The sequence below is a fragment of the Halalkalibacter nanhaiisediminis genome, from assembly GCF_007830185.1.
Taxonomy (GTDB): Bacteria; Bacillota; Bacilli; order Bacillales; family Bacillaceae_D; genus Halalkalibacter; species Halalkalibacter nanhaiisediminis.
Window position 1 is genome coordinate 40,127 of the sequence record NZ_VLKZ01000003.1, and the last position, 23,224, is coordinate 63,350.

Consider the following 23,224-nt stretch of genomic DNA (forward strand, 5'->3'; position numbering starts at 1 on the left):
CTTATGCTTTTTCTAATTCACGTTGTTTGGCAAAATGCTCTTCAGCAATTTTATCGATTTCTTTTTTGAGTTCCTCAACCATTGTTTCTTCAGGAACTTTTCGAACGATCTCACCTTTGCGGAAAAGAAGACCTTCCCCGCGTGCACCCGCAATACCAATGTCGGCTTCACGAGCTTCTCCAGGTCCGTTAACAGCACAACCTAGTACAGCTACCTTAATAGGTGCTTTAATGGAAGCAATATAATCCTCTACTTCATTTGCAATGCTAATGAGGTCAATTTCGATTCGACCACAAGTTGGGCAAGAAATAAGGGTAGCGGCATTTGCAGCTAGTCCAAAGGATTTTAATAATTCACGAGCTACTTTTACTTCCTCTACAGGATCAGCGCTTAAGGAAATTCGAACAGTGTTCCCAATCCCCATATTTAAAATAGCCCCGAGTCCTGCAGCACTTTTGATTGTACCAGCAAATAGTGTACCTGATTCCGTAATACCAAGGTGGAGTGGGTAATCAAAAGCTTTTGCAGCCTTTTCGTAAGCTTCAATCGCTAGGTTTACATCAGATGCTTTCATCGACACAATAATGTCATGGAAATCGAGATCTTCCAAAATTTTAATGTGATGAAGGGCACTTTCCACCATGCCATCAGCTGTTGGGTAGCCATATTTCTCAAGAATTCGTTTTTCTAATGAACCAGCGTTTACACCAATTCGAATCGGAATTCCTTTTTCTTTTGCAGCTTTTACAACTGCCTCAACTTTATGACGCTTCCCAATATTTCCAGGGTTAATTCGAATCTTATCTGCTCCGCCTTCAATCGCTTTAAGAGCAAGCTTGTAATCAAAATGAATATCAACAACTAATGGAATATTAATCTGTGCTTTAATATCAGCAATTGCTTCAGCGGCCCGCATATCAGGACATGCAACACGAACAATTTGGCAGCCAGCTTCTTCAAGACGCTTAATCTCAGCCACAGTTGCTTCAACGTCGTGTGTTTTTGTTGTTGTCATACTTTGAATAACAACTTCATTGTTTCCGCCAATCGTCAAATTGCCGACCTTAACTGGTCGCGTTTTTGTACGATGTGTTATTTCGGTCATTGACCTATCGCTCCTTTTATATCGAAGAGGTGCACTTCACTCTTCTACTAATCTCAAAATTAGAGAATCGTATTCATTTTATCAATGACCGCAATTGTTTGGCAAGGATAAACTGATGATTAATGATAAAGAGGAAATAAATATGTCTCTCCAATCTGCATATCTTCAGGTTCTAGTCCATTGTTTAACTGTTTAAAATCATAGACAATTTCTTGAATTGAAGCAGGTATTGGTCCTTCATGTAAGTGTTCAACAATGGTGAGAACCGTATGTCCAGGTTCAACAATCACTTCTTGATAAGGTTCAAGTTGTTCAGTTGGCAGAGTGGACGCTCCATCCTCAGGAAGAGAAGTAGTTGCTTGTTCGTTTGTCGGTTGATTAGCAGCTTGCGTCAAGTGATTGGGTAAAGTGCCAATTGTTAGATCATAATAAGTGCTATATAAAATGACGAGAATAATGACAATGGTACCAATGCGTTTCATCAGCTTGTCCTCCATTTAAGCAGACATGTACAAATCATTTTCTTATTGATAAGTATATGTGACTGTTGGATAAATATTACTTCTTCATGTCATAACATCTTGGAGGTGTCATAAAATGAAACAAGGAGCTCGTCTACCGTATTTGTTATTTTTTATCGGTTTGCTTCCGTTCATCATGGTAATAGGGAATTCAATGTTTATTCCGCTGCTTCCGCACATGCAGGCTGAGCTTGGCCTAACAATGATAGAGGGGGGCTGGATTTTAACAAGCTTCTCGATTCCAGCTGCGGTGCTCGTCCCATTTGGAGGCATTCTTTCGGATCGTTATGGTCGCAAAAAAGTGGCTATGCTTGCCTTGCCACTTATTATGATTGGAAGTTTTATTTCAGCGTTAGCAGGAATGAATGGCGTACTTAGCCCTGTGTTTGAATGGATGATTGTTGGTCGAATCATTCAAGGAGTTGGTGCAGGCGGAATAACACCTCTTGCTATGGCTTTTATTTCAGATTTATACACTGGTGAAAAAAGAAGTCGAGCCCTTGGATCAATCGAAGTGTTTAACGGGGCTGGAAAAGTGTTAAGTCCAATTATTGGTGGAATCATTTTAGGATTTTCTTGGACGATAAGCTTTGTCATCTTGTTCGCTACGGCGCTTCTAGCTTTTGTCGGTATTTTTCTGTTTGTTGATGCGCAAAAACAGGTGGTTACAGAAAAAGAACACATTTTTATTAAATACAAAAGGTTGCAAACACTCACAAAGAAGCATTGGAAATGGCTAGTACCCATCTTTGCGAGTGGGGCAATTGGTATGTTTCTTATGTTTGGATATTTGTTTTATTTATCTCATTTACTCGACTTAGCCGACACCATTCCTTCTATGGGGAAAGGATTTATCCTTGCTTGTCCACTGCTAGTGCTAACGGTGTTTTCTTATCTCACAGGGAGAAGGTTGAAAGGAAGAGAAGATAGTTATAAGCGTGGATTTCTTTTAGGAATAGGGTTGATGATTATCGGAACTTGGAGTATGATCCATTCAATGGAGGTTGGCTTTATTGTAGTGGGCATGATCATTTATGGAACGGGATTCGGTATTCTTCTTCCTTCTGCTAATGCGGCACTTGCGTCGATTGTATCGAAAAAAGAAAGAGGGACGGTATTTGCCTTTTATGCGATGCTGCGTTTTCTTGGTGTAGCATTTGGCCCTGTATTATTTGGTACCTGGATGAATGATCCGACTCAATTGCTATTTACTTCATTGTTTTTCGTTATGATAAATGGAGTCATTTTATTATTTAGTTGGTCTTGTTTACCGATTGGAAAGTCTTGCGTAGATTCAGGTTTAACGTGAATAGAACGTGGAATTAAGTCTAAAGTCCCTTTTATTTTTACTTTAAAACGTGTTTCCTATTGTATAGAGTGGACGTCTTATATGAAAAGGTAATAGACTTAGCTTGTGAAAAAGGAGTCGATGAAATGAAAATAATTTGGAAGAAGTATCTTGCTTTGACCCTCGTCTTTAGTCTAGTCCTGCCTATGCTTGTTTTTGCAGATGCTGCACCTGGTGATGTCATTGTAACATTAGGGGAAAATTTATCAGAATCTGAGAAGCAGGCATTGCTTGCTGAAATGGGAGCGACAGAAGAAGATCAGATCGTTTATGTCACGAATGCTGAAGAACATCAATATTTAGGTGAATATATTAGTGCATCGCGGATTGGTACACGAGCCCTTTCATCTTCAAAAATTACATTAACTGAAAGTGGCAGTGGAATTATTGTTGATACAAATAATATTGATTGGGTTTCTAATGGGATGTATGAAAATGCTCTTATTACAGCAGGTGTAGAAGATGCTGAGATTTATGTGACAGCACCGTTTGAAGTATCAGGAACTGCTGCTTTAACAGGTTTAATTAAAGCATACGAAATCGCTGCTGAGATTGAAATACCTGAAGAACAGAAACAAATTGCAAATGAAGAAATGGTTAAAACGGCGGAGTTAAGTGACTCTATTGGGGTTGAAGAAGCAACAGAGTTAATGAACCGAATTAAAGAAGAAATTGCGAACAATCCAGTCGAAACTGAAGATGATTTGCGTGAGTTAATTCGACGTGTCGCAGCCGAGCTCGGTATTACGCTAACAGATGAAGAATTAAATGGACTCGTTTCATTATTTATGAGAATGAAGGACATGAATATAGATTGGAATCAAGTACAAGAACAAATTGCAAATGTTCGTAATAACTTAGATGAAATTTTAAATAGAGAGGAAACACAAGGTTTCATCCAAAACTTTCTTGATTTTATCAACAGTTTAATTGATTCCCTTCGCGGAGTATTTAGTTCATAATTAAGAGAGGGTAAATATCCCTCTCTTTTTTGTACAGCAACTGCTGTTGCTATTAAGAAGAATTTAGCAAAATGGAAAATTTGTTTATGAAAAATGAAACGGAATTTTAGAGTAAATCGTAGAAAAGTGAAAGGAGGAAGAGATGATGGAATGGTTAGATTCAGCTAGTATTGGTTTTCTTGTCGTGTTTTTGGGAACGCTTTTCTTAATCGGTGAGCTTCTTGTTCGAGCAAAAGGACTTTTTGCTATTTTAGGTATTGCGATTATGGCAATGTATTTTTCTTATCATCTTTCTGGGGATGTTGGTTTATGGGTCGTCCTTTTGTATGTAATTGGTCTTGCTTTAATTATTATCGATGGAAAAGTGATTACAGATGGAACAGTTGCCATAATCGGAGTTGTTCTTATGATTATTGGTCTTGCTGTGCCAGCTCCGAATATGATTTACGGAGTACTTGTTTCAATGGGCTTTCTTTTAGGGGGCTTTAGCTCTGCATTATTTTTAAAAGTTTTCCCTTCGCGGAATTTATGGGCGAAAATGACATTGAAAGATCGTTTAACAGAAGATCTTGGCTACAATTCTATTAACGAGAGCTATAGCAAGCTCGTCGGCAAACAAGGGCGTACACTCACCCCTTTTCGGCCAACAGGATCTGTTGAGATAGATGGTCAACAATACAGTGCAACAAGCGGGAGTCAATGGCTCGAAGCAAATATTGAGATCGTTGTAACGTCTGTTGACGGTACGAGAATTGTTGTGAAAAAGGTAGAAGAATAAAGAGAAACAAGCGAGTAGCCGAATGTTGGTTACTCGCTTGTTTTTTCGAGATGTCTAGCTCTAGCGCCTAGCCGCTCGAGGTCATTTCAACCTGCGATTGGTTGCCCGAAACAAGGCAACACAATAGCAGGCTTCCAATGCTTGTCGCGGCTGATCAAGGCGCTTTCGCTTTTCGAGATGTCTAGCTCGAGCGCCTAGCCGCTCGAGGTCATTTCAACCTGCGATTGGTTGCTCAAAACAAGGCAACACAATAGCGGGCTTCCAATGCTTGTCGCAGCTGATCAAGGCGCTTTCGCTTTTCGAGTTGGCAGTGGGATAGATTTCATCGCAAAAAACAAAATCGCAAATGTGGTAATAAGAAAAGCACTGAAGGGAACGTCGGTAAATAAGGTATCAATCCAGTAAAGAAATACAGCAGGTAAGGTCATAGCGTGTGCAGTCATTAGCCATAGATGACGATACTCAAGAAATTTTTTGGAACCTCGTAGTAGTAACCCAATAAATGCTAATACTGTAATGCCAAGAAAAGCAAGCCCAGCTAAACCAGAATACATAAAGACAGTTCCAATTCCGAGTAGGATCGGTAAAAATCCTTGCAAATCAGCAACTCGATCGGAAAGCTGCTCCTTTGAAAATTCTTGTACTCCAAGTATGGTGTATGGAATGGCTTGAAGGCTACCATTATTAATGAGCAGAATTTCATTTTGTTGCAGAGCGATACCATTAGTTAATTGTACTAACTCTTCTTCTGAATATGTATTATTAGGATCAATTAAAATCGCTGGTTCGTCTGGTTCATCAAGTAAATAAACATCGTCACTTTCCCACTGGAGTGTTCCTCCTTCTAATTGAAAAGGAGGTAGATCATGTTGAAGTGTGTCTTTGAGCTGATTCACTCCTGAAATAGCTGTTAGACTCATTGTAATTAAAAAAGGGATACTCGCGACTAACATCACAAAGAGAACGTGCCAAATAGTAGAGGTGATCGGACGTAAGCGACTGTATGCAATCGTTCGTTTATCGTAAAAACTTTTTAATAACCATTTCCAAAAACTCATTGTTCTCTCCTTTCTCTTCCTCGTCATTTTATCGAATGAGTGCAGGAAATGCCATTATATTTTTGAAAAATAGGGTTGCTTTTTATTTGTCACGCTTGTTATTTTTCATGGAAGGAGCAAATCTTTTAAAAATAGTAATTTATCATTTACAAACCCTTAACAAATGAATAATAATAGATTGGGTGTCCATGTTGAGCTTTGTCGAAATGACAAATGTGTCAATGTGACTTATGCGATGAAGGGATGAGGATGTTGGATTTACAATCGATCTTGTTCATATTTTTGGGTGGTCTTGGAATTTTCCTGTTCGGGATTAAGTTCATGGGGGATGGCTTACAGAAGATTGCAGGGGAACGACTACGAGATTTGCTGGATAAGTTTACGACAAATCCTGTTATGGGGGTTTTAGCAGGTATTGTGGTAACTATTCTGTTACAGACAAGTTCTGGAACAACGGTTCTTACGATTGGTCTTGTTAATGCAGGTTTCATGACATTACAGCAAGCAATCGGTGTTATTATGGGAGCGAATGTTGGAACGACTGCGACGGCTTTCATTATTGGTTTTAAGATTACTGAATACGCATTGCCAATTATCGCAATCGGTGCAGCGCTTATTTTCTTTTTGAAAAATAAAAAAGCGAATAATTATGGACAAGTTATTTTTGGATTTGGTGCTTTGTTCTATGGATTAGATCTTATGGGGGAGGGTCTAAAACCGTTACGTGAACTGCAAGCTTTTACCGATTTAACCATTAGTATGGGGGAAACACCATTACTTGGGGTATTAATCGGGACTATTTTCACGGTTGCTGTTCAAAGCTCTACTGCGTCAATTGGATTATTACAGCAGCTTTATGATCAAGGAGCAATGGAGCTTGTTGCCGTGCTACCAGTTTTATTCGGTGATAATATCGGGACAACCATTACAGCAGTGCTTGCTGCAATTGGAGCATCGGTTGCTGCTAAACGTGCAGCATTAACACATGTTATCTTTAACTTAATTGGAACGATTATTGTCTTAATTGTTTTTCCGCTATTTTTGAATTTGATTACCTTTCTTGCCGTTGAATTAAACTTAAACCGACCAATGACGGTTGCATTTGCACATGGTATTTTTAATGTCTCAAACGTTATCATTCAGCTTCCATTTATAGCAGTCCTTGCGTTAATTGTAACGAAATTGGTGCCAGGTGATGACTACTTCGTTGAATACAAAGCCAAGCATTTAGACCCGATGTTTATTGGCAGTTCGCCAGCCATTGCTCTTGGACAAGCAAAACAAGAAGTTCTCAGAATGGCTGATTTCTCGGAAAAGGGTCTCTATGAGGTCAGTCAATATCTCGAAACTGGTACAAAACGTCATGCGGAAATGGCTATTCAATTTGAAGAAGCCATTAATAATCTTGACCGTAAGATAACCGATTATTTGATTCTAATTTCATCTCGCTCGTTATCTGGAGCTGATTCAAGAATGCATTCGATGCTAATGGATACAGTTCGAGACATTGAACGTATTGGTGATCATATAGAGAATATTGTTGAATTAAAGGATTATCAAAAGACTAATAAAGTGAATTTATCTGAAACGGCTTTTGATGATCTGCGTGAAATGTTTGATTTAACAATGTCGACATTGAAAGAAGCTATCCAATCACTTGAGTTTGTAGATGGTGATATGGCACGTTCTGTTCTTGAAAAAGAAGAGAAAATCGATCAGATGGAACGCAAACTAAGAAAACAGCATATTCAGCGTGTGAATGAAGGTCGATGTTCAGGGGCTGCTGGTATTGTTTTTGTTGATATTGTTAGTAATTTGGAGCGTATTGGTGACCACTCTGTTAATATAGCTGAAGCGGTTATTGGGGAAGTGCGCTAATAGTTAGTGGAGGCGGGGCATACTGATGTTCCGCCTCTTTTCTTTTGAAGAGGACGAACTCTTCAGTTAGAAAAGGCTTGTCTATTAATTTTAATTGTGGTACGTTATGAAAGCAGTATTTTTTCGAGAAACGTCAAACGAATAGGGAATTTACTGAAAAAATATTGACTTGAAAATAGCTGTATGCTATTATAATTCTTGTCTTTAATAAAATTGTTCCACAGTAGCTCAGTGGTAGAGCTATCGGCTGTTAACCGATCGGTCGTAGGTTCGAGTCCTACCTGTGGAGCCATATTATGGCGGTGTAGCTCAGCTGGCTAGAGCGTACGGTTCATACCCGTGAGGTCGTGGGTTCGACTCCCTCCGCCGCTATTTTCTTTTATACATTTACAAACGTTTTCTATGGCGATTGTGGCGAAGTGGTTAACGCACCGGATTGTGATTCCGGCATTCGTGGGTTCAATTCCCATCAGTCGCCCCATAGAGGACCCTTAGCTCAGTTGGTCAGAGCAGTCGGCTCATAACCGATCGGTCGTAGGTTCGAGTCCTACAGGGTCCACCATTTACATATTCGGAGGAATACCCAAGTCTGGCTGAAGGGATCGGTCTTGAAAACCGACAGGCGGGTCAAACCGCGCGGGGGTTCGAATCCCTCTTCCTCCTCCATTTTAAAATGATAAGGCGTATATTCGTCTTTTTTTTATTATACGAAAAAGATCCATCTTCGCAATGAGAAGATGGATCTTTTGCTTATTATGAGTTTGAGGAATGAACTAATTTTACTTCTTTTGTCTCCATTTTAAAAAGTGAGATTCAATGATACGTACAAGTAAAAAGAGAACGATCCCGATGAGTGAGAGCCATACAATTGGAGCGAAAACACCAGCTCCATCAAACTGAGTCATCATCCGTCTACTAAAATAACCGAGTCCCGCTTGCGCTCCGAGCCACTCTCCGATAGCCGCACCGATTACACTTAACGTAACTGCGACCTTTAGACCTGAGAAAAAGGATGGCAGTGCTGAGGGAACTTCTACTTTGGCAAACAAATGCCATCTACTCGTACCCATTGTCTTCATCAAATCGATGTATTCTTTCTTCGTCGTTCGAAAACCATCGAATGTACTTACTGTAATAGGGAAAAATGTAATTAAAACGGTCACAACGACTTTGCTTGTCATCCCATATCCAAACCAAAGGACAAAAAGAGGGGCAAGTGCAATGATTGGAATAGTCTGTGAAGCAATTAGAACTGGGTAAAAGGCTTTTTCAGCAATTGGAATTTTATACATGATCACAGCCATGCTGACACCAAGAATGAGAGAAATGAGTAGCCCAGTTAATATAATTCCAAGGGTTGCTGGTAAATGGGCAGAGACAAGTGCTTCGTGAAGTTCAATCATTCTCTTCGCTACAGCAAGCGGACTTGGGAACAAGAACGGCTGATTTGCTACCGTTGCGCTCATTTGCCAAAGGGCTAGCAAGCCGAATAGTAGCAATGATGGATAAAATAATGATCTCACTTGCTTCATGATTTTTGCACCTTCCAATCAAAACAGGCCATGATTTCTCTCTTTAAACGAATGCCGTCGCTTGTCAGTAATTGGTCATGATTACGTGGTCGTTTGAATGGAACATCAACGATTTTATAAGTAGACAAGGGTGAATGTGTGAACACAATCACGCGATCTGATAAGAAAAGTGCTTCATCAATATCATGACTAACAAAAATCAGTGTCGGTTGATGATCCACTTGTCGTCCCCATTGTTCTAAAAGCCATTTTTGCATAGATAAACGTGTCATCGCATCTAATGAACTGAACGGTTCATCAAGCAAGAGAATGGACTCACCAGAAAGTGTTGCACGTAAAAAATTTGCACGTTGCCTCATCCCCCCTGAAAGCTGATGGGGATAGGACTTCTCTGTACCAGAGAGGCCAAATATCTCCATACGCTCACGACCAATACGCTCACGTTTCTTTTTGCTTAAACCTTTTAATTCTAATGGCAAGATGACGTTCTCAAGTATCGTCCGCCATTTAAATAATAAATCTTGCTGTGGCATGTAGCCGATTTTTTGATTTTTGTTATCGGATTTTAGCCCATCTATATATATGGATCCACTTGTTGGTTGTTCCAGTCCTGTGATAAGTCTAAAAATCGTACTTTTCCCCGTACCGCTCGGTGCCATGAACGTAATAATCTCGCCGCGTTTAATGTCTAGATTTAAGTTATGGATGATCTCTTTATGTAAAGTGGGGTATTGAAAGAATAATGATTCCAATCTCAAAATAATTGAATTGCCTTTGCCAATCGACATGTTTGTAACCTCCTTAAATAAAACAGGGAAAAACACCATCTTTCATCATTGGAAAATGGTGTGTCATGTTCATTATAGCATGCAAATAAAAGAACAGGCAGTCGTAAGGATAGGTAATTGACTTAATCATCACTCATCCTTATTTGAGGTAGGAGTCCGAAGTGAAATTACCTTGTGATTCTACTTGTTTCATTCATATATTCGAAAAAATCATAAAGGATTTTCATGGGGTAGTAACGAAAGTACATATATGTATGCAAAAGTAATAAAGGACTTGTTGACTGGCTGTTTGATTTTCACGTGATATGGGTACAGTATCTTTGGGACCAAAATTTGAAAATAAAAAACATCTTTATTGCAACGTTGAGAAAATTTTGGTAATGTAAGTACTGGAAGACTTATGAAACATTTCTGTTGCTAAAGTCTAAATTTTTGGAGCTCGTTCTCCAAATATCATTTTGCAATTCATTTTTAGGAGGAGATTTAACATGGCATACGAACTACCACAATTACCTTATGCAGCAAACGCACTAGAACCTCACATTGATGAGCAAACAATGAATATTCACCACGGTAAGCATCATGCTACGTACATCGCAAAATTAAATGCAGCACTTGAAGGACATGATGATCTTGCAAACAAGAGCATCGAAGAGCTTGTAGCTAATTTAGATGCTGTACCTGAAAACATCCGCGGTGCGGTAAGAAACAATGGTGGCGGACATGCAAACCACTCTTTATTCTGGAAATTGCTAAGCCCGAATGGTGGCGGCGCTCCAACTGGCGAGCTTGCAGATGCGATTAACGAAGCATTTGGTAGCTTTGATAATTTCAAAGAAGAATTTGCTAATGCAGGAGCAAACCGTTTCGGTTCTGGTTGGGCATGGCTAATTGTTGATGGTGGCAAGCTAGCGGTTACAAGTACTCCAAACCAAGACACACCATTAATGGAAGGTAAGTCACCTATCCTAGGATTAGACGTTTGGGAGCATGCTTACTACTTAAACTACCAAAACCGTCGTCCTGACTACATTAACGCGTTCTGGAACGTTGTTAACTGGGATGAAGTAACAAAGCTTTATAACGAAGCTAAATAAGTCATTGATTCATAAGACAAAGGGATTAAGCAGACGCTTAGTCCCTTTTCATATTTGAAAAAATAATAAAGATGAAAAAAGAATGGTTAGCTCTTTTCTGTATATCGCATTTTGCTGGTGACACACTACATATGAGGGTGGTGGAGTCGGTGAATAAGTCGGTATTACAGAAAGTGATCGGAAATATAGAGCTAACAAGGGATTTAATGCTACTTCTGCTCATAGGAGGGCTTTATGCATTAAGTATTGCGTTATCAATGACTTTTGTGAACGTCTATTTGTGGAAGCAATCAGGTGAGTTCGTTGATCTTGCATTGTACAATTTAACAGCTGTCGTTTTTCAGCCCATTACGTTCATACTTGCAGGAAGATGGGCGAAGAAAATTGATCGTGTCATTGTATTAAGGCTCGGTGTTATTTTTTTATCTGTTTTTTTCTTTGCTGTCCTTTTTCTCGGTGAACGAGCAAATCAATTTTTACTCGTTCTTGGAGCGTTAATAGGGATTGGATTTGGCTTTTATTGGCTGGCATTTAACGTATTGACATTTGAAATCACTGAACCAGAAACGAGAGATTTTTTTAATGGGTTTCTTGGGTTATTAACGTCTTTTGCAGGAATGATCGGACCAATATTATCGGGTTTTATCATTACAAGAATGGAGAAATTTACTGGTTATACAGTGATTTTTACGATCTCTCTTTCTTTATTTGTCATTGCTGTATTGATTAGCTTTATGCTCAAACGAAGGGCTGCTGAAGGGAAATTTTATTTTCGAAAAGTGTTAGCGGAACGAAAAAACAATGGTAACTGGCGATATATTCTCTATGCTCATTTTTTTCAGGGCTTACGTGAAGGAACGTTCGTTTTTGTGATCGTCGTATGGGTGTACATAGCTACTGGAAGTGAACTGGCGATTGGAACATACGGACTAGTTGCATCGGCTGTTCAATTTATAAGCTATTATGCTGTTACACGACTCGTTAAATCAAAAGCGAGAAAGAAAGCGATTTTAATTGGCGGAATGATTCTGTATGTAGCTATTTTTCTAATTGTATTCGATTTATCTTTTACAAAATTAATTATGTACGGAATTTTGATATCAATTGCTTATCCGTTGTTGCTCGTGCCTTACCTTTCTTTGACATATGATGTCATCGGTAAAAGTTGGAGGTCGGCTGAAATGAGGGTCGAATACATCGTTGTTCGTGAACTTTTTTTGAATGCTGGACGAATTGTCTCAGTATTAGCGTTCCTTGCCGCCATTACAATCTTTCCTGAAGAGAAAGGAATTCCAATTATTTTGATGGTACTTGGAGCTGGTCATGCACTGATTTATTTTTTTGTAAAAAATGTTCGACTAAATGGTGGAAAAAAGAGTGAAAGTTATTATTTTGCAAAACAAAAGAAGGGCTCAGACGACTCGGACGGTGCACCAGTCTAGGTCATAAAATTCTAGGACGAAACTTTTGACAAGAAGGAGCGATATGATATAATTATCTCAACAAATGAAATTTGCCTGCCGTGTTAGTCAGCTTCACCTTGTTTCGAACCTTGCATTTTTTAAGGGAGTTTCATATTGAGTCTTTGCCAGCATGCCAGCACTGTTCTGGACGCTGAATGAGAATCTGCGAACACCCACCTACGAGAGTAGGTTCATGAAACAACTGAAGCAACGGCATACGCGGGTTATAAACTTTAAAGTCATTAGGGCACCTCATGGATCATGCAGGTGTCTATTTTCATGAATAGATATTATGAAGATAGGAGGAACGATCATTGGTGAGAGGAAAACATAAGAAAAAGTTTCATGTGCCGATGAGACTGAATGTATTGTTCTTTGTTGTCTTTATTCTATTTTCAGCTCTGATTTTGCGGCTTGGGATGGTGCAAATAGTAGAGGGTGAAGAATTTGTTAAGGAATTAGATCGTACAAGTAACACAACGGCACGGATCGATGCCCCGCGAGGTCTGATGTATGACAGATATGGCAATATTGTTGTTGATAATGAGCTTGAATTATCTGTTACATACACAAATCCTTCAAGGTCAACGAATTCGCAAGCGATGCTTGAGATTGCAAGAGAACTTGAACAAATGATTGATGTCGAGACAAATCGCATTCCAGAACGGGATAAGCGAGATTTTATTTTAATGCAGATGACGGAAGAGGAAAGGTATGAACTAGTCTCTCAAGATGAACGTAAAGAATTAGAAAGTGCAACAGAGGCTTATCAACTAGAGGTGGAGAGAGTTTCGCAATCTGCCATTGATGCATTGACCGAGAACGATTTACGTGTACTCGCTATTTATCGAGAGATGGCTCGTGGATATGCGAATTCACCCCAACGGATTAAGCGTGGAATTACAGAAGAAGAAGCGCATCTTTTAAGTGAGAATTTAGATCGTCTACCTGGAGTTGATATCTTACGTGATTCGCGTCGAGCTTATACGTACGGAGATTCATTTCGAAGCATTTTTGGTTCTACGGGCGCAATACCAAGAGAACAGCTTGATTACTATTTGTCTCGTGGATATGACCGATCTGATTATGTCGGAACCAGCTTTTTAGAATTACAGTATGAAGATGTTTTGCGTGGTCAAAAAGCTGTTTTAGAAAGCATTACGACTTCAGGAGCTGGAGGAACTGTTGATCGTTCTACAAATGAACGAGAAGGTCAACGTGGAAATGACCTTGTACTAACTCTTGATATGGAGCTTCAGCAACGGGTTGAAGAGATTATTGACGCAGAGATGCGTCTAGCTGGAAACTCCTTCATTCGTGATAAATCTGCTTATGTGGTGATGATGGATCCGCGCACAGGCGATATTCTTTCTATGGCTGGTTATTTAGATCCAGCAGGTCAGGACAGACAAAGTTACTCTGATCATATCGGAAATGTAAATAAAGCATTTGCAATGGGTTCTGCTGTGAAGGCAGCTTCTGTTTTAACAGGGTTTCAATCAGGGGTAACGTCTCCAGGAGCATCTTTTTACGATCGTCCGATTAATTTGCCTGGAACTCCAGAGAAGAAGTCAGTTAGAAACCATGGTTGGGTAAACGATCGAAAAGCATTAGAAGTCTCATCAAACGTTTATATGTTTGAAATTGGGATGCTTATGGCTGGCTGTCATTATCCTAACAATTGTAACTGGAATAGTCATTCAATTGAAAAAGCATACGACCAAGTAAGATATGATTTTAGTCAGTTTGGATTAGGTGCTGAGACAGGTATTGATTTGCCGTCAACTTCAACAGGATTAAGCGGGGAACGAACAAGTGGAGGTAACTTACTTGATTTAATGATTGGTCAGTATGATACGTATACTCCACTTCAACTTACGCAGTATATCTCGACGATTGCCAATGATGGGTTCAGGATGCAGCCTCGACTTGTTCGAGAAATAAGAGAGCCTGTTTCCGATCGTGATAGTCAAGGTGCCGTTATTCAAAAATTTGAACCAACCGTATTAAATCGCATTGATATGAGTGAGACTTATCTTAATCGAGTTCAACAAGGTTTACGTGATGTTGTAATTGGAAGTAGAGGAACAGCACGTGGGAATTTTGTAAATAGACCTTATCAGTTAGCCGCTAAGACAGGTACAGCCCAAGTGCGAGTTCAGGTTGGAGAAGGAGATTTTATCGATGGAAATACTCAAACCTTTGTTGGGTATGCACCATATGAAAATCCAGAGGTAGCCTTTGCTGTAGTTGTTCCAAATGTAAAGTTGGATCGCAACGGAGGAAGACAGGGAATGGCTCAAAACATCGCAAGAGATATGCTTGATAGTTATTTTGAGATGAAAGAAGAGCGTCAAGGGCCAACGCCAGTTGATGAGCCTGTACTTGAAAACCCAGATGAATAATAGAAGGAGAGGCAGACTCATTTTGAGTCTGCCTCTTTTTAAAAGGCTGTTTTCTCAAGGATTGTTGCTAATGGTATAAAAAGGAATCAATTTACTATATTACGGTATCATTAGATGGAGCGAGCTTCTTCAACGGAACGAGGATCCTAAAACAGGCTCATGACGATGGTTTTAGAGCAAATAACGGAATGAGGATCCGCCCGATTAATAGAGTGGATTCTCATTCCGTTAAAGGATTAAAAACCGTTGCATAGGCTAAGTATGTGAAAAGATATACTTAAAGTAACGGGAGCGTTCCTGTAATAAAGCGGGGACGCATTTTTTTAGTATTAATCAAAAGGAAATTAATGTTAAAATGAAATCGTCGGTTATTCAAGGACAGGTTTGTTTAAGATATTTCATTATTAGAAACATTGAGAATGTAACTTCAAGGAAAACTCTAACGTCTATGGTATATATGAGGAGGTGAGGAACTATTAAAAGTGTTGTATTATTCTTATTGACAGGCTTATTGCTACTAAATGGCTGTTCAGTAACACAACAAGATAACCCTATACAACAAAATGAAGAAAAGTCGTATGTACCATATGTAATTATTGATGGTGATATTTATTACTCTTATGAGCTAAATGATGAATATACAAAAGAAGAAGTATTAGCCGAAGTTATTAAGAAGGTAGTGCCTTCAGATACGATTGTAAAAGAAGATTTAACTTCAAATTATTACAATGAAGGAACGCTTATATACACTGTAAAGGAAGATAATGAAGTTTTAATCATTGAAAAAGAGACTGGAGATGAAATTTTGAAAAGGTATGAATAGTTTATCGGGGACTCGTTACCTTGGGAAGTGGTCTACCTTCTTTCAGTTAATGGTTGAGGGATATATCTTACCTAAAATTGCTGAAAGACTGGTCATCCACCTATCTACTGCATTCTACTGGCGACACAAGGTACTTTTCACCCTTCGTTCATTAGGATTTCAAACCTTAAAAGGTATCGTTGAAAGCGACGAGCCCTTCTTTAAGGAGTCTTTAAAAGGGCGTGAAGTAGTCGATAGAGAGTTTTAAAAAAGGGGAGGGATAGATAAGAAGAGAGTATTAGCAATCTCAAAATAGCTGTTGTGGTGGCACAAGACCGTAATGGACAAGTGATTTCTCAAAAGGCTGACAATGGGCGTGTAAGGGCTGAAGAAATTGAGGCGGTTATTGGGGAATTTATCGACCTATCTTCTTTGCTATGTACAGATACTGCTACAAACTACAAGAAGTTCGCTCTTATGAAGGAGCTAAAACACGAGACCATTAACCTGAGTAAAGAAGGGTATGTCACAAAAGGCATATACCATCTTCAGCACGTCAACAGCTTGAAAGATTGGATGCAGCGGTTCCAAGGTGTGGCAACCAAGTATTTGGATAACTACCTCTACTGGTTCAACTTTCTTAAACAGAGTAAGAAGATGGCGACCAAAGAACGAATAAACCAAATGCTTTTAAGTGCGTGTCAGAAATCTAATTTAGTTATGGTTAAATTTTTGCGTGAGGCATAAAAAAGCCACTCCCAAGAGGAAGCGGCTAGACTCGTTATTAAAGCCCAGTTTATTATACAAGATAAGAGCATTTTTAACTTTGTTAGTTATCCTGTGAAAAACTTATTGTCTCTTCGTATTCTCCTACATCTGTTACCCACGAAACGGTAATCGTAACGTCATGAATAACATCTCGAAATAGCTGAATATCTCTATGATTATTACCACCACTTTTTCCTAATGAAAAAATTTTTTGATTGCCTTCGGCAACTTCCAAGTTTCCTGATGAACCTATACCTAATGAAGAAGGGAAATTAATTTTATAAGAAACATTCTTAATTTGTTCATCTCCATTATACTTAATAGTTCCTGTGCGTTCTTCGTAATCTTTTGTTATGGAATATTGCATAGTAGATTCCCAAGACTCACTTTCCCCTTTAGTAGTGAATGCATCTGTATTTGTACAACCAACAATGACGAAAAGTAAAAAACTCAAAATTACCACTTTTCTTTTATTCAATTCATTCAACTCCTATCAAAATTAACATACTCTTGTTAAATGATAGCTTAGTTTCTTCCTTAGTTTTCCTGATACCTTAGTTGACGAAGTAATTTACATCTAATGATACCATAAAATAGTAAATCAATCCCTTTTATATGCCGTTAGCAACAATCTTTCCGAAAAAAAGCTGTTTAAAATAACTAATAAAGGGTGTAAGGAACTCAAGACTATTAAACTAAGGGTGCGTTTCTGCAATAAAGCAGGACGCTTTTTTTCAGTATCAAATTTAAGGTAATTAATGTTAAAATGAAATCAACGGTTATTCAAGTAACGAAGCGGAAAAGTTGAAGAAAGGTAGAAACTTTAGATGCTATTATTCTACATAGAAAATTTACAATTTAATGTAAAGAGGATATATGAGAAGAAAATACGGACTATATTACTCGTATATGTTTCATCGTTAGCAATGTTAGGCTATTTATCATACGCACATGATGTTCATCCATATGGTTTCAATTATGATGTACCTAAAGAAAACACCGTAGAAGTGAAACAAGGAATTATCATCACAAAAACGCATATGTTTGATGCAAGCGAAGTAAATCCAATTCCAGTTATGCTTGGTATAGATACATTAACGAAATTGGGTTATCTTTCTTTACTTGTTCCTGTTTTTATTGCTGGTTTATTGGTTTTTTAAAACGGAATTAAGGTGGAAGGGCTTGGTAAGTAATGATGATTTTCAAGTAAAGGGACATTCATTGAATAACAATATACTTTAATAAAACGATGAAACGTTTGAACCCTAAGAATTGAGGTTTCGTATGAACTTTTTTATCTCTATGCTTGCTGCCTTCATTATTACTTGGGTAGGAGGCGTTAATTTAATCCATTTCTTATTCTGGTTATTATATCGTAATTCAAATGCCGGCCATGGAAGCTTTGAAGGTTTAGAAATATTAATCTTCTCCTTGGTCGCCTCTCCATTTATATTCATAACATTATCTTTTCTTTTTTATATAAACATAGAACGTTTAAGAACAAAAGGAGTTGTTCTTGGTGGAATAATAGGGTTTTATGTTATGACACTATTAGAGTTATTTGTTGTGGGAACGTTTGTAAAGGAATTTATTCATATTCCTTTTATTATCATTGGCTGCATCTTAATAAGCCGTACACCCATCAGAAGAGTTGTAAATGGAATGGCGGTTGGGATGGTCACTGGAGTTATTGCTGCTTATCATATTATTGTTATCTTAAGATGGCTTGACAATACTTTAGCCACCTCTTTTTATTCACTATCTCTATTAGGAAGTCTTTCTTTTGGAGAGATGAGTTTGTATATCTTTGTCATTACAAGCTGTCTTGTCACAGGGGCTTTAATTGAACGGTCCATGAAGTAACCTTTATTCTTATTTCACTAACGAGCGCAATTCTGCAGAATGAATGGTGTTCTTTCTTTATGTAAAGGGCCATATTGCGGCATAATTATTGGATATCTATGTTAAAGTTTAAAAAAGATTGTGAGGATTTGCATTTACACTACGAAGCAGTTTAGTGAACCGAAGATTAAAACATTAAGGGGTTTTCAGAATGAGATGATTAGTGTTGCCAAGGAGTGCAAAGCTTTGAATAAAAATTACAAAATAATAGCAGTTATATTTTTTATTGTAAACTTCTTCTTGATTTGGGTGTATACTACAATATCTGAATTTGTTGTTTCGCTGGAAAGGCTTAGCGAACTTAATGGGTATATGTTGACAGAAGAACAGGAGGTTATGTTTTTTTGGGCTATTAGTATCCCCATGTTCCTCGTACAATTTATTTACCTTTTTTTTATATTAATTTATTTTAAAAAAAGACAGTTCAAAAAATATGCAATTATATACAACGTAGTAGGATATTCTCTTCTTTTTTTGTGGTTTGTCTTTAGTGTATATCGATTTACAATAAATGGTTATTGAACTAACGGAGCAGGATTGTCCAATAAGGAATATCCAGTTCACCCCAATATTATAGTGTTACATGATATGATTAAGAGGAGGGACTTTGCTAGGACTCTGAGCCTTTTTGCGTTACTAATTAGACTGTACGAGGATAAAGCAGTAATTTCTGGTTCAAGTGAATCTGCACTAAATAATAATTCAATATCTGGATCTAATTCTAAAAGGTAATTCTCCACTCTTTCATATAGCTCTTCGTTTACTTCAGTATTATTATTTGAACTAAAGGCTCAAGGTGAGTTTAGTGAATTAATATAATCTTAGACATCTTCTTGCAATCTGTTTAAATTTTCTTCCTCAACAGGGTCTGATTTTACATTGAAATACTTTCCTGTTGCAAAATCTTTGTCGATGTAATCGGCCTCTACAATTTCATACTCTTCTAGATTATTGAATCCTGATGCTTGAACTGTTACATTTCCCTATAAAAGAGAAAAAGTTATAACTATTAACGTAAAAAAGGATAAATATTGTCTCAATTAATACACCTTCTCATTGTAAAAATTTTGTATTGCACATTAATATTATTATAGGGTGATATAATTTTAAATAATATTTCCTATAAAAGTTATTTGTTGGGAGTGTTTTGCGTGAGGAAGTTCTTTAATCTATTGGTATTTTTAATAGTAGGCACTGCATCTGTATTTATACTAAATAACCTATCTAGCATTTTTATTGATGTCATGAGGTTATCGGCAGCTTCTGAATACCCTGGTGATATTACGTTAGAAGGCTTATTACTTTATTTAATAATTATTTCTGTTTTACTGGGGAGTGTTTTATCTTTTCTCTCAAAGAAACTACCATTAAATATTAATAACAAAAGTGATAAAAATATTAAGTTGCTAATATTGCCAACCCTATTTGGTTTAATTTTATTTATTTTTCAATTTATTCAGTACTATAAAGAAATGATGAGTTTACCTAGGATATTATTTTGATGAGTTACTTTTAAAGACTTCCGTTTTTTTATTAGTACTATTAATATACTAATTAGACTTGGGTTATTTTGTAATTTGTAATTAAGACATCGTTGTAAGTCATATGATTCTCCTTTGTTATATGTAGATAAACTTCAGGGCACCCTCCCACTTGTGGGGGGGTTCTTGCATTAAAAAAGTTAATCGGTAAAACTATAACCTCTTTCAAATTATTGTGTTGGTAGAGCCTGTTGAGATTGCGTATGCTCTAACGCGGTAAATTGACAATCGATGATTTCTCTAATGGAGAATTTATTAAAGGACTTTATCTTACATACTGGGGTCCATGATAATAGTTCAGGAAAGCGTTGTATTATTAAAAGATAAAGTATGTGGAGGAGTAGTTTATGATATTAGTGAGTTCTTGTTTAGCAGGGTTAGAAGTAAGGTACAACGGTACACATCGTTTAAATAATAAGATAAGTAAATTAGTAGAAGAAAATAAAGCGGTAACTATATGCCCCGAATTGCTTGGTGGATTTTCTACGCCGAGAGAACCTGCTGAAATAGTAGGTGGAGAAGGAGAAGATGTGCTGGATGGAAAAGCTAAAGTTGTTGAAAAGTCAGGTAAGGATGTAACCGAACTTTATATTAAAGGCGCTTATGCTACGTTAGAAAAAGCATTAAAAATGAATGCTACAACAGTTGTTCTCAAGGAAAGTAGCCCATCTTGTGGTAGTTCAATGATTTACAATGGTCATTTTAAAGGTGAAAAAATAGTTGGAAATGGAGTAACCTCCGCATTACTGAAAAGAAACGGATTTCAAGTAATATCAGAAGAACAATTAGCTGAAAATAACTTTTAGTTACGTCACTAACGGGTGGCTAGAATTTAACAAAGTTGCTGATGTAGCTCTTTTGTTATTCTACTAATGGACAGTTTAACACAAGATAAGGAGGATGAAACTTTGATAAAAAAAGGACTACTATTGTTAATTTCAATTTTATTATTAAGTGCCTGTAATAATAACTCTGATACTTCTGAGCAAAAGGAATTAAGGGAAAAGTTGATTGATATTACTCAATTAGCTGGTGATTTTGAGGTAGAAAAAGGAGATATTGATGAGGCGATAAATGAAGCTGCTTCATTAGGTCTCCAAGGTGAAGAAAAAGATTGGTTTGTTCGTTCTTTTTTAATTTTTATTTCTGCTGGTAAAGAAATAAAAACTAAAGAAGAAGTGTATGAAGATAGTCAATTGAGAATGTTATATGAACGAACGTGGCAAGATTTAACTTTTGAAAGATATGGGGTTGAGTTAGACGAAGAAAGATTACAGGAAATTATAGAAATGACTTTAAACCCTATAAAAGAAGAACAAATTTCTTCTGAACAAAAAGAAGAGCTTGAAATACTTTTTTATCTTGCAGATGCATTAGGGTACAGTATTGATGAATTTTTTTACCGCTTTGATAGACATCATTATGAAAGATGGGCAATCGGTGAGAAGTTATATCCGTTACTGGAAGAAGAGTATGAGCTAAAGGATAATCAAGAAATTAGTAATAAATATAGAATGGAAGTTATTGATGAAATAGTAAAGACTCAATCTTGAGATAAAAGGTCAACCAGAAAAATCTGGCTAATCTTATATTACGAACGGGTGCGAATGCTGAACAAAGTATTCGCACCCGATAGTTGAAATAAAGGGCAGGTTAGTTCAATAAAAGTAGCATCTTTGTTAAAATATTAGGAACGTATATTCTTATATGGATTGTAAATAGGAGGCGTATTATGAAGAACCAACGGAAGATAGTATTGTTTATTGCTCAAAGCTTGGATGGATATATTGCAACAAAAGGAGACTCTTTAGATTGGTTATTTAAGGTTGAGGGTGAAGGGGATAACGGCTATTCGGAATTTTTTGAAACGATAGACACAATCTTAATTGGCAAAAGAACATATGATTGGATAATGAAACACGAAAAAGGTCAATTCCCATATCAAAATAAAGATTGTTACGTTTTTTCTAGGTCACAATTAGACGATACGAACGATGTTAAATTTGTAAATGAAGACATTGTTAACTTTACTCATAACTTAAAAAAAGAAGAAGGAAAAAATATTTGGATAGTTGGTGGTGGAGACTTATTACATACGTTTTTAAAAGAAAAATTAGTCGATGAGCTGATATTGACAGTTGCACCAACTATCATCGGGGAGGGAATTCCTTTATTTAAAATAGGCGATTATCAGCTAGACCTCTCTCTAAAAGGTACAAGAACCTTTAATCAATTTGTTGAATTACATTACAAAGTAAAAAAATGAACACAAATACACTTCAACTAAAAGATGCGAGTGTTCAATAAGATCAGTTGCTTCTTATGCGATCTAGGCAGTTTAGCAATCATACGAAACGAGGCATTAAATGCAATTAGCTGAAAATGAATTCGCTGGATCAACAAAGCGGATTCTCATTCCGCTAAAGGATTAAAAACCGTTGCATAGGTTAAGTATGTGAAAAGATATACTTAAAGTAACGGGAGCGATTGTTCAACAAGACAATCGCTCATTCACTGAATGGCAGGAAACCTCAAAAAATTTCATAACTGAACAGACAGAAAGGAAGGATGTATCATGACCAAACACAGGATCTATACAATGAGTGTCGCAAGTGTCTATCCCCATTATGTTACGAAGGCGGAGAAAAAAGGACGTACGAAAACAGAAGTCGATGAAATCATCCGTTGGTTGACTGGGTATAGCCAGGAAGAGTTAGAAGCACAACTGGAAAAAAAGACAGACTTTGAGACCTTCTTTGTGGAAGCTCCCCAACTGAATCCTTCACGGAAATTGATCAAAGGTGTGGTCTGCGGTGTTAGAGTGGAAGACATTGAAGAACCAACTATGCAGGAAGTTCGCTATTTGGATAAGTTGATCGATGAGTTAGCAAAGGGAAAAGCGATGGAGAAGATTTTGCGTAAATAATAGTTAAAATTCCGGGGCTTATGTTTAAGAAGGACAACTAGCAAAACAAAGTCATTTGCTGCGCAGCATATATACTATTCAATAGAAATTGATCTACCACAATTTGGCTGATTGAGGAAGACCAAAGCCTAATTCACTATAAAGATAAGGATTAGGCTTTTTCCTTAAAATCGTTGACGTTCTTCTATTGGTAAACATATTGACATCAAGTGGTAAAAAACACGGCAGAGATGGTCCATTCTTGAGGCTGTAATCAAATAGCAACAGTCTATACGAAAACAGCCTTTTAAAAAGATAAGAAGGCATAAATTTCGATGACGAACAGATGTCTAGCGCAAGCAGCCTAGCCG

General features: G+C 37.4%; 21 protein-coding genes, 5 tRNA genes, 1 other RNA gene and 1 pseudogene. 22 read left to right on the plus strand and 6 right to left on the minus strand.

The features are described from left to right. Position 1: 1 nt before the first annotated feature. Both ispG and yqfZ read right to left on the minus strand, forming a co-directional pair. Positions 2–1,096 (minus strand): flavodoxin-dependent (E)-4-hydroxy-3-methylbut-2-enyl-diphosphate synthase, encoded by a 1,095-nt coding sequence (ispG, locus tag IQ10_RS05430; RefSeq protein ID WP_199757395.1) that lies wholly within the window; start codon positions 1,094–1,096, stop codon positions 2–4. A gap of 128 nt (positions 1,097–1,224) precedes the next feature. Further along, positions 1,225–1,587: a protein YqfZ gene (gene yqfZ, locus IQ10_RS05435; protein WP_144449487.1), complete on the minus strand. Its 363-nt coding sequence runs from the start codon at positions 1,585–1,587 to the stop codon at positions 1,225–1,227. Between the two features lie 115 nt (positions 1,588–1,702). Here yqfZ and IQ10_RS05440 point away from each other — a divergent pair, with 115 nt between their 5' ends. From IQ10_RS05440 to IQ10_RS05450, 3 genes are all read left to right on the plus strand, one after another. Beyond that, positions 1,703–2,935 (plus strand): MFS transporter, encoded by a 1,233-nt coding sequence (locus IQ10_RS05440; protein WP_144449488.1) that lies wholly within the window; start codon positions 1,703–1,705, stop codon positions 2,933–2,935. 125 nt (positions 2,936–3,060) lie between these two features. Then, positions 3,061–3,936 (plus strand): DUF1002 domain-containing protein, encoded by an 876-nt coding sequence (locus IQ10_RS05445; RefSeq protein WP_144449489.1) that lies wholly within the window; start codon positions 3,061–3,063, stop codon positions 3,934–3,936. Positions 3,937–4,081: 145 nt separating this feature from the next. Next, entirely contained in the window at positions 4,082–4,714 is a 633-nt protein-coding gene (locus IQ10_RS05450) for an NfeD family protein (protein WP_144449490.1), read from the plus strand. 281 nt (positions 4,715–4,995) lie between these two features. Here the strand turns inward: IQ10_RS05450 and IQ10_RS05455 are convergent, their stop codons facing one another. After that, a complete protein-coding gene (locus tag IQ10_RS05455) occupies positions 4,996–5,772 on the minus strand; it encodes a DUF1189 domain-containing protein (RefSeq protein ID WP_158639990.1) in 777 nt (258 codons plus the stop codon). A 249-nt stretch (positions 5,773–6,021) separates the two neighbouring features. On the opposite strand from IQ10_RS05455, the gene IQ10_RS05460 reads away from it, so the two are divergent. The 6 genes from IQ10_RS05460 to IQ10_RS05485 all read left to right on the plus strand — a co-directional run bounded on the left by IQ10_RS05460 (position 6,022) and on the right by IQ10_RS05485 (position 8,316). Beyond that, complete coding sequence (locus IQ10_RS05460; RefSeq protein ID WP_242009764.1) at positions 6,022–7,650, plus strand: Na/Pi cotransporter family protein; 1,629 nt, start codon at positions 6,022–6,024, stop codon at positions 7,648–7,650. 217 nt (positions 7,651–7,867) lie between these two features. Further along, positions 7,868–7,942 (plus strand) — tRNA-Asn (locus IQ10_RS05465). Between the two features lie 6 nt (positions 7,943–7,948). Then, positions 7,949–8,022: transfer RNA gene (locus IQ10_RS05470), tRNA-Met, on the plus strand. A 33-nt stretch (positions 8,023–8,055) separates the two neighbouring features. Then, a tRNA-His gene (locus IQ10_RS05475) sits at positions 8,056–8,131 on the plus strand. Positions 8,132–8,135: 4 nt separating this feature from the next. Then, positions 8,136–8,212, plus strand: a tRNA-Ile gene (locus IQ10_RS05480). Positions 8,213–8,223: 11 nt separating this feature from the next. Continuing rightward, a tRNA-Ser gene (locus tag IQ10_RS05485) sits at positions 8,224–8,316 on the plus strand. 113 nt (positions 8,317–8,429) lie between these two features. Here the strand turns inward: IQ10_RS05485 and IQ10_RS05490 are convergent. Together IQ10_RS05490 and IQ10_RS05495 are read right to left on the minus strand one after the other, a co-directional pair. Next, the gene (locus IQ10_RS05490) at positions 8,430–9,182 is read right to left on the minus strand and encodes an ABC transporter permease (RefSeq protein ID WP_144449492.1); all 753 of its coding nucleotides are present in this window, start codon (positions 9,180–9,182) and stop codon (positions 8,430–8,432) included. Continuing rightward, positions 9,179–9,970: an ABC transporter ATP-binding protein gene (locus IQ10_RS05495; RefSeq protein ID WP_144449493.1), complete on the minus strand. Its 792-nt coding sequence runs from the start codon at positions 9,968–9,970 to the stop codon at positions 9,179–9,181. Before IQ10_RS05495 ends, IQ10_RS05490 begins: the two co-directional genes overlap by 4 nt. A gap of 488 nt (positions 9,971–10,458) precedes the next feature. Between IQ10_RS05495 and IQ10_RS05500 the strand changes: the two genes are divergently transcribed. The 6 genes and pseudogenes from IQ10_RS05500 to IQ10_RS05525 all read left to right on the plus strand — a co-directional run. Next, entirely contained in the window at positions 10,459–11,067 is a 609-nt protein-coding gene (locus IQ10_RS05500; RefSeq protein WP_144449494.1) for a superoxide dismutase, read from the plus strand. Between the two features lie 206 nt (positions 11,068–11,273). Continuing rightward, entirely contained in the window at positions 11,274–12,509 is a 1,236-nt protein-coding gene (locus IQ10_RS05505; RefSeq protein WP_242009782.1) for an MFS transporter, read from the plus strand. Positions 12,510–12,578: 69 nt separating this feature from the next. Further along, positions 12,579–12,760, plus strand: a non-coding RNA gene (gene ssrS, locus IQ10_RS05510) — 6S RNA. 87 nt (positions 12,761–12,847) lie between these two features. Continuing rightward, the gene (locus IQ10_RS05515) at positions 12,848–14,935 is read left to right on the plus strand and encodes a peptidoglycan D,D-transpeptidase FtsI family protein (RefSeq protein ID WP_367613659.1); all 2,088 of its coding nucleotides are present in this window, start codon (positions 12,848–12,850) and stop codon (positions 14,933–14,935) included. Positions 14,936–15,434: 499 nt separating this feature from the next. Then, a complete protein-coding gene (locus IQ10_RS05520) occupies positions 15,435–15,758 on the plus strand; it encodes a hypothetical protein (RefSeq protein ID WP_144449496.1) in 324 nt (107 codons plus the stop codon). Between the two features lies 1 nt (position 15,759). Further along, a pseudogene (locus IQ10_RS05525) lies at positions 15,760–16,484 on the plus strand (IS1595 family transposase); the annotation flags it as partial. Between the two features lie 82 nt (positions 16,485–16,566). Here the strand turns inward: IQ10_RS05525 and IQ10_RS05530 are convergent. Beyond that, the gene (locus IQ10_RS05530) at positions 16,567–16,983 is read right to left on the minus strand and encodes a hypothetical protein (RefSeq protein ID WP_144449497.1); all 417 of its coding nucleotides are present in this window, start codon (positions 16,981–16,983) and stop codon (positions 16,567–16,569) included. Positions 16,984–17,332: 349 nt separating this feature from the next. Here IQ10_RS05530 and IQ10_RS05535 point away from each other — a divergent pair, with 349 nt between their 5' ends. The 7 genes from IQ10_RS05535 to IQ10_RS05565 all read left to right on the plus strand — a co-directional run bounded on the left by IQ10_RS05535 (position 17,333) and on the right by IQ10_RS05565 (position 22,874). Then, positions 17,333–17,665, plus strand: a complete 333-nt coding sequence (locus IQ10_RS05535; RefSeq protein WP_144449498.1) for a hypothetical protein — start codon at positions 17,333–17,335, stop codon at positions 17,663–17,665. 124 nt (positions 17,666–17,789) lie between these two features. Continuing rightward, entirely contained in the window at positions 17,790–18,368 is a 579-nt protein-coding gene (locus tag IQ10_RS05540; protein ID WP_144449499.1) for a hypothetical protein, read from the plus strand. Between the two features lie 1,190 nt (positions 18,369–19,558). After that, complete coding sequence (locus tag IQ10_RS05545; RefSeq protein ID WP_144449500.1) at positions 19,559–19,909, plus strand: hypothetical protein; 351 nt, start codon at positions 19,559–19,561, stop codon at positions 19,907–19,909. Positions 19,910–20,295: 386 nt separating this feature from the next. After that, a complete protein-coding gene (locus tag IQ10_RS05550; RefSeq protein WP_144449501.1) occupies positions 20,296–20,754 on the plus strand; it encodes a 2-thiouracil desulfurase family protein in 459 nt (152 codons plus the stop codon). A 102-nt stretch (positions 20,755–20,856) separates the two neighbouring features. Continuing rightward, complete coding sequence (locus tag IQ10_RS05555; RefSeq protein ID WP_144449502.1) at positions 20,857–21,501, plus strand: hypothetical protein; 645 nt, start codon at positions 20,857–20,859, stop codon at positions 21,499–21,501. A gap of 179 nt (positions 21,502–21,680) precedes the next feature. Further along, on the plus strand, positions 21,681–22,214 hold the full coding sequence (locus IQ10_RS05560; protein ID WP_144449503.1) for a dihydrofolate reductase family protein: 534 nt from the start codon (positions 21,681–21,683) through the stop codon (positions 22,212–22,214). 309 nt (positions 22,215–22,523) lie between these two features. Then, positions 22,524–22,874, plus strand: coding sequence for a DUF2200 domain-containing protein (locus IQ10_RS05565; protein ID WP_144449504.1), 351 nt, complete (start codon positions 22,524–22,526; stop codon positions 22,872–22,874). The last annotated feature ends 350 nt before the right edge of the window (positions 22,875–23,224 follow it).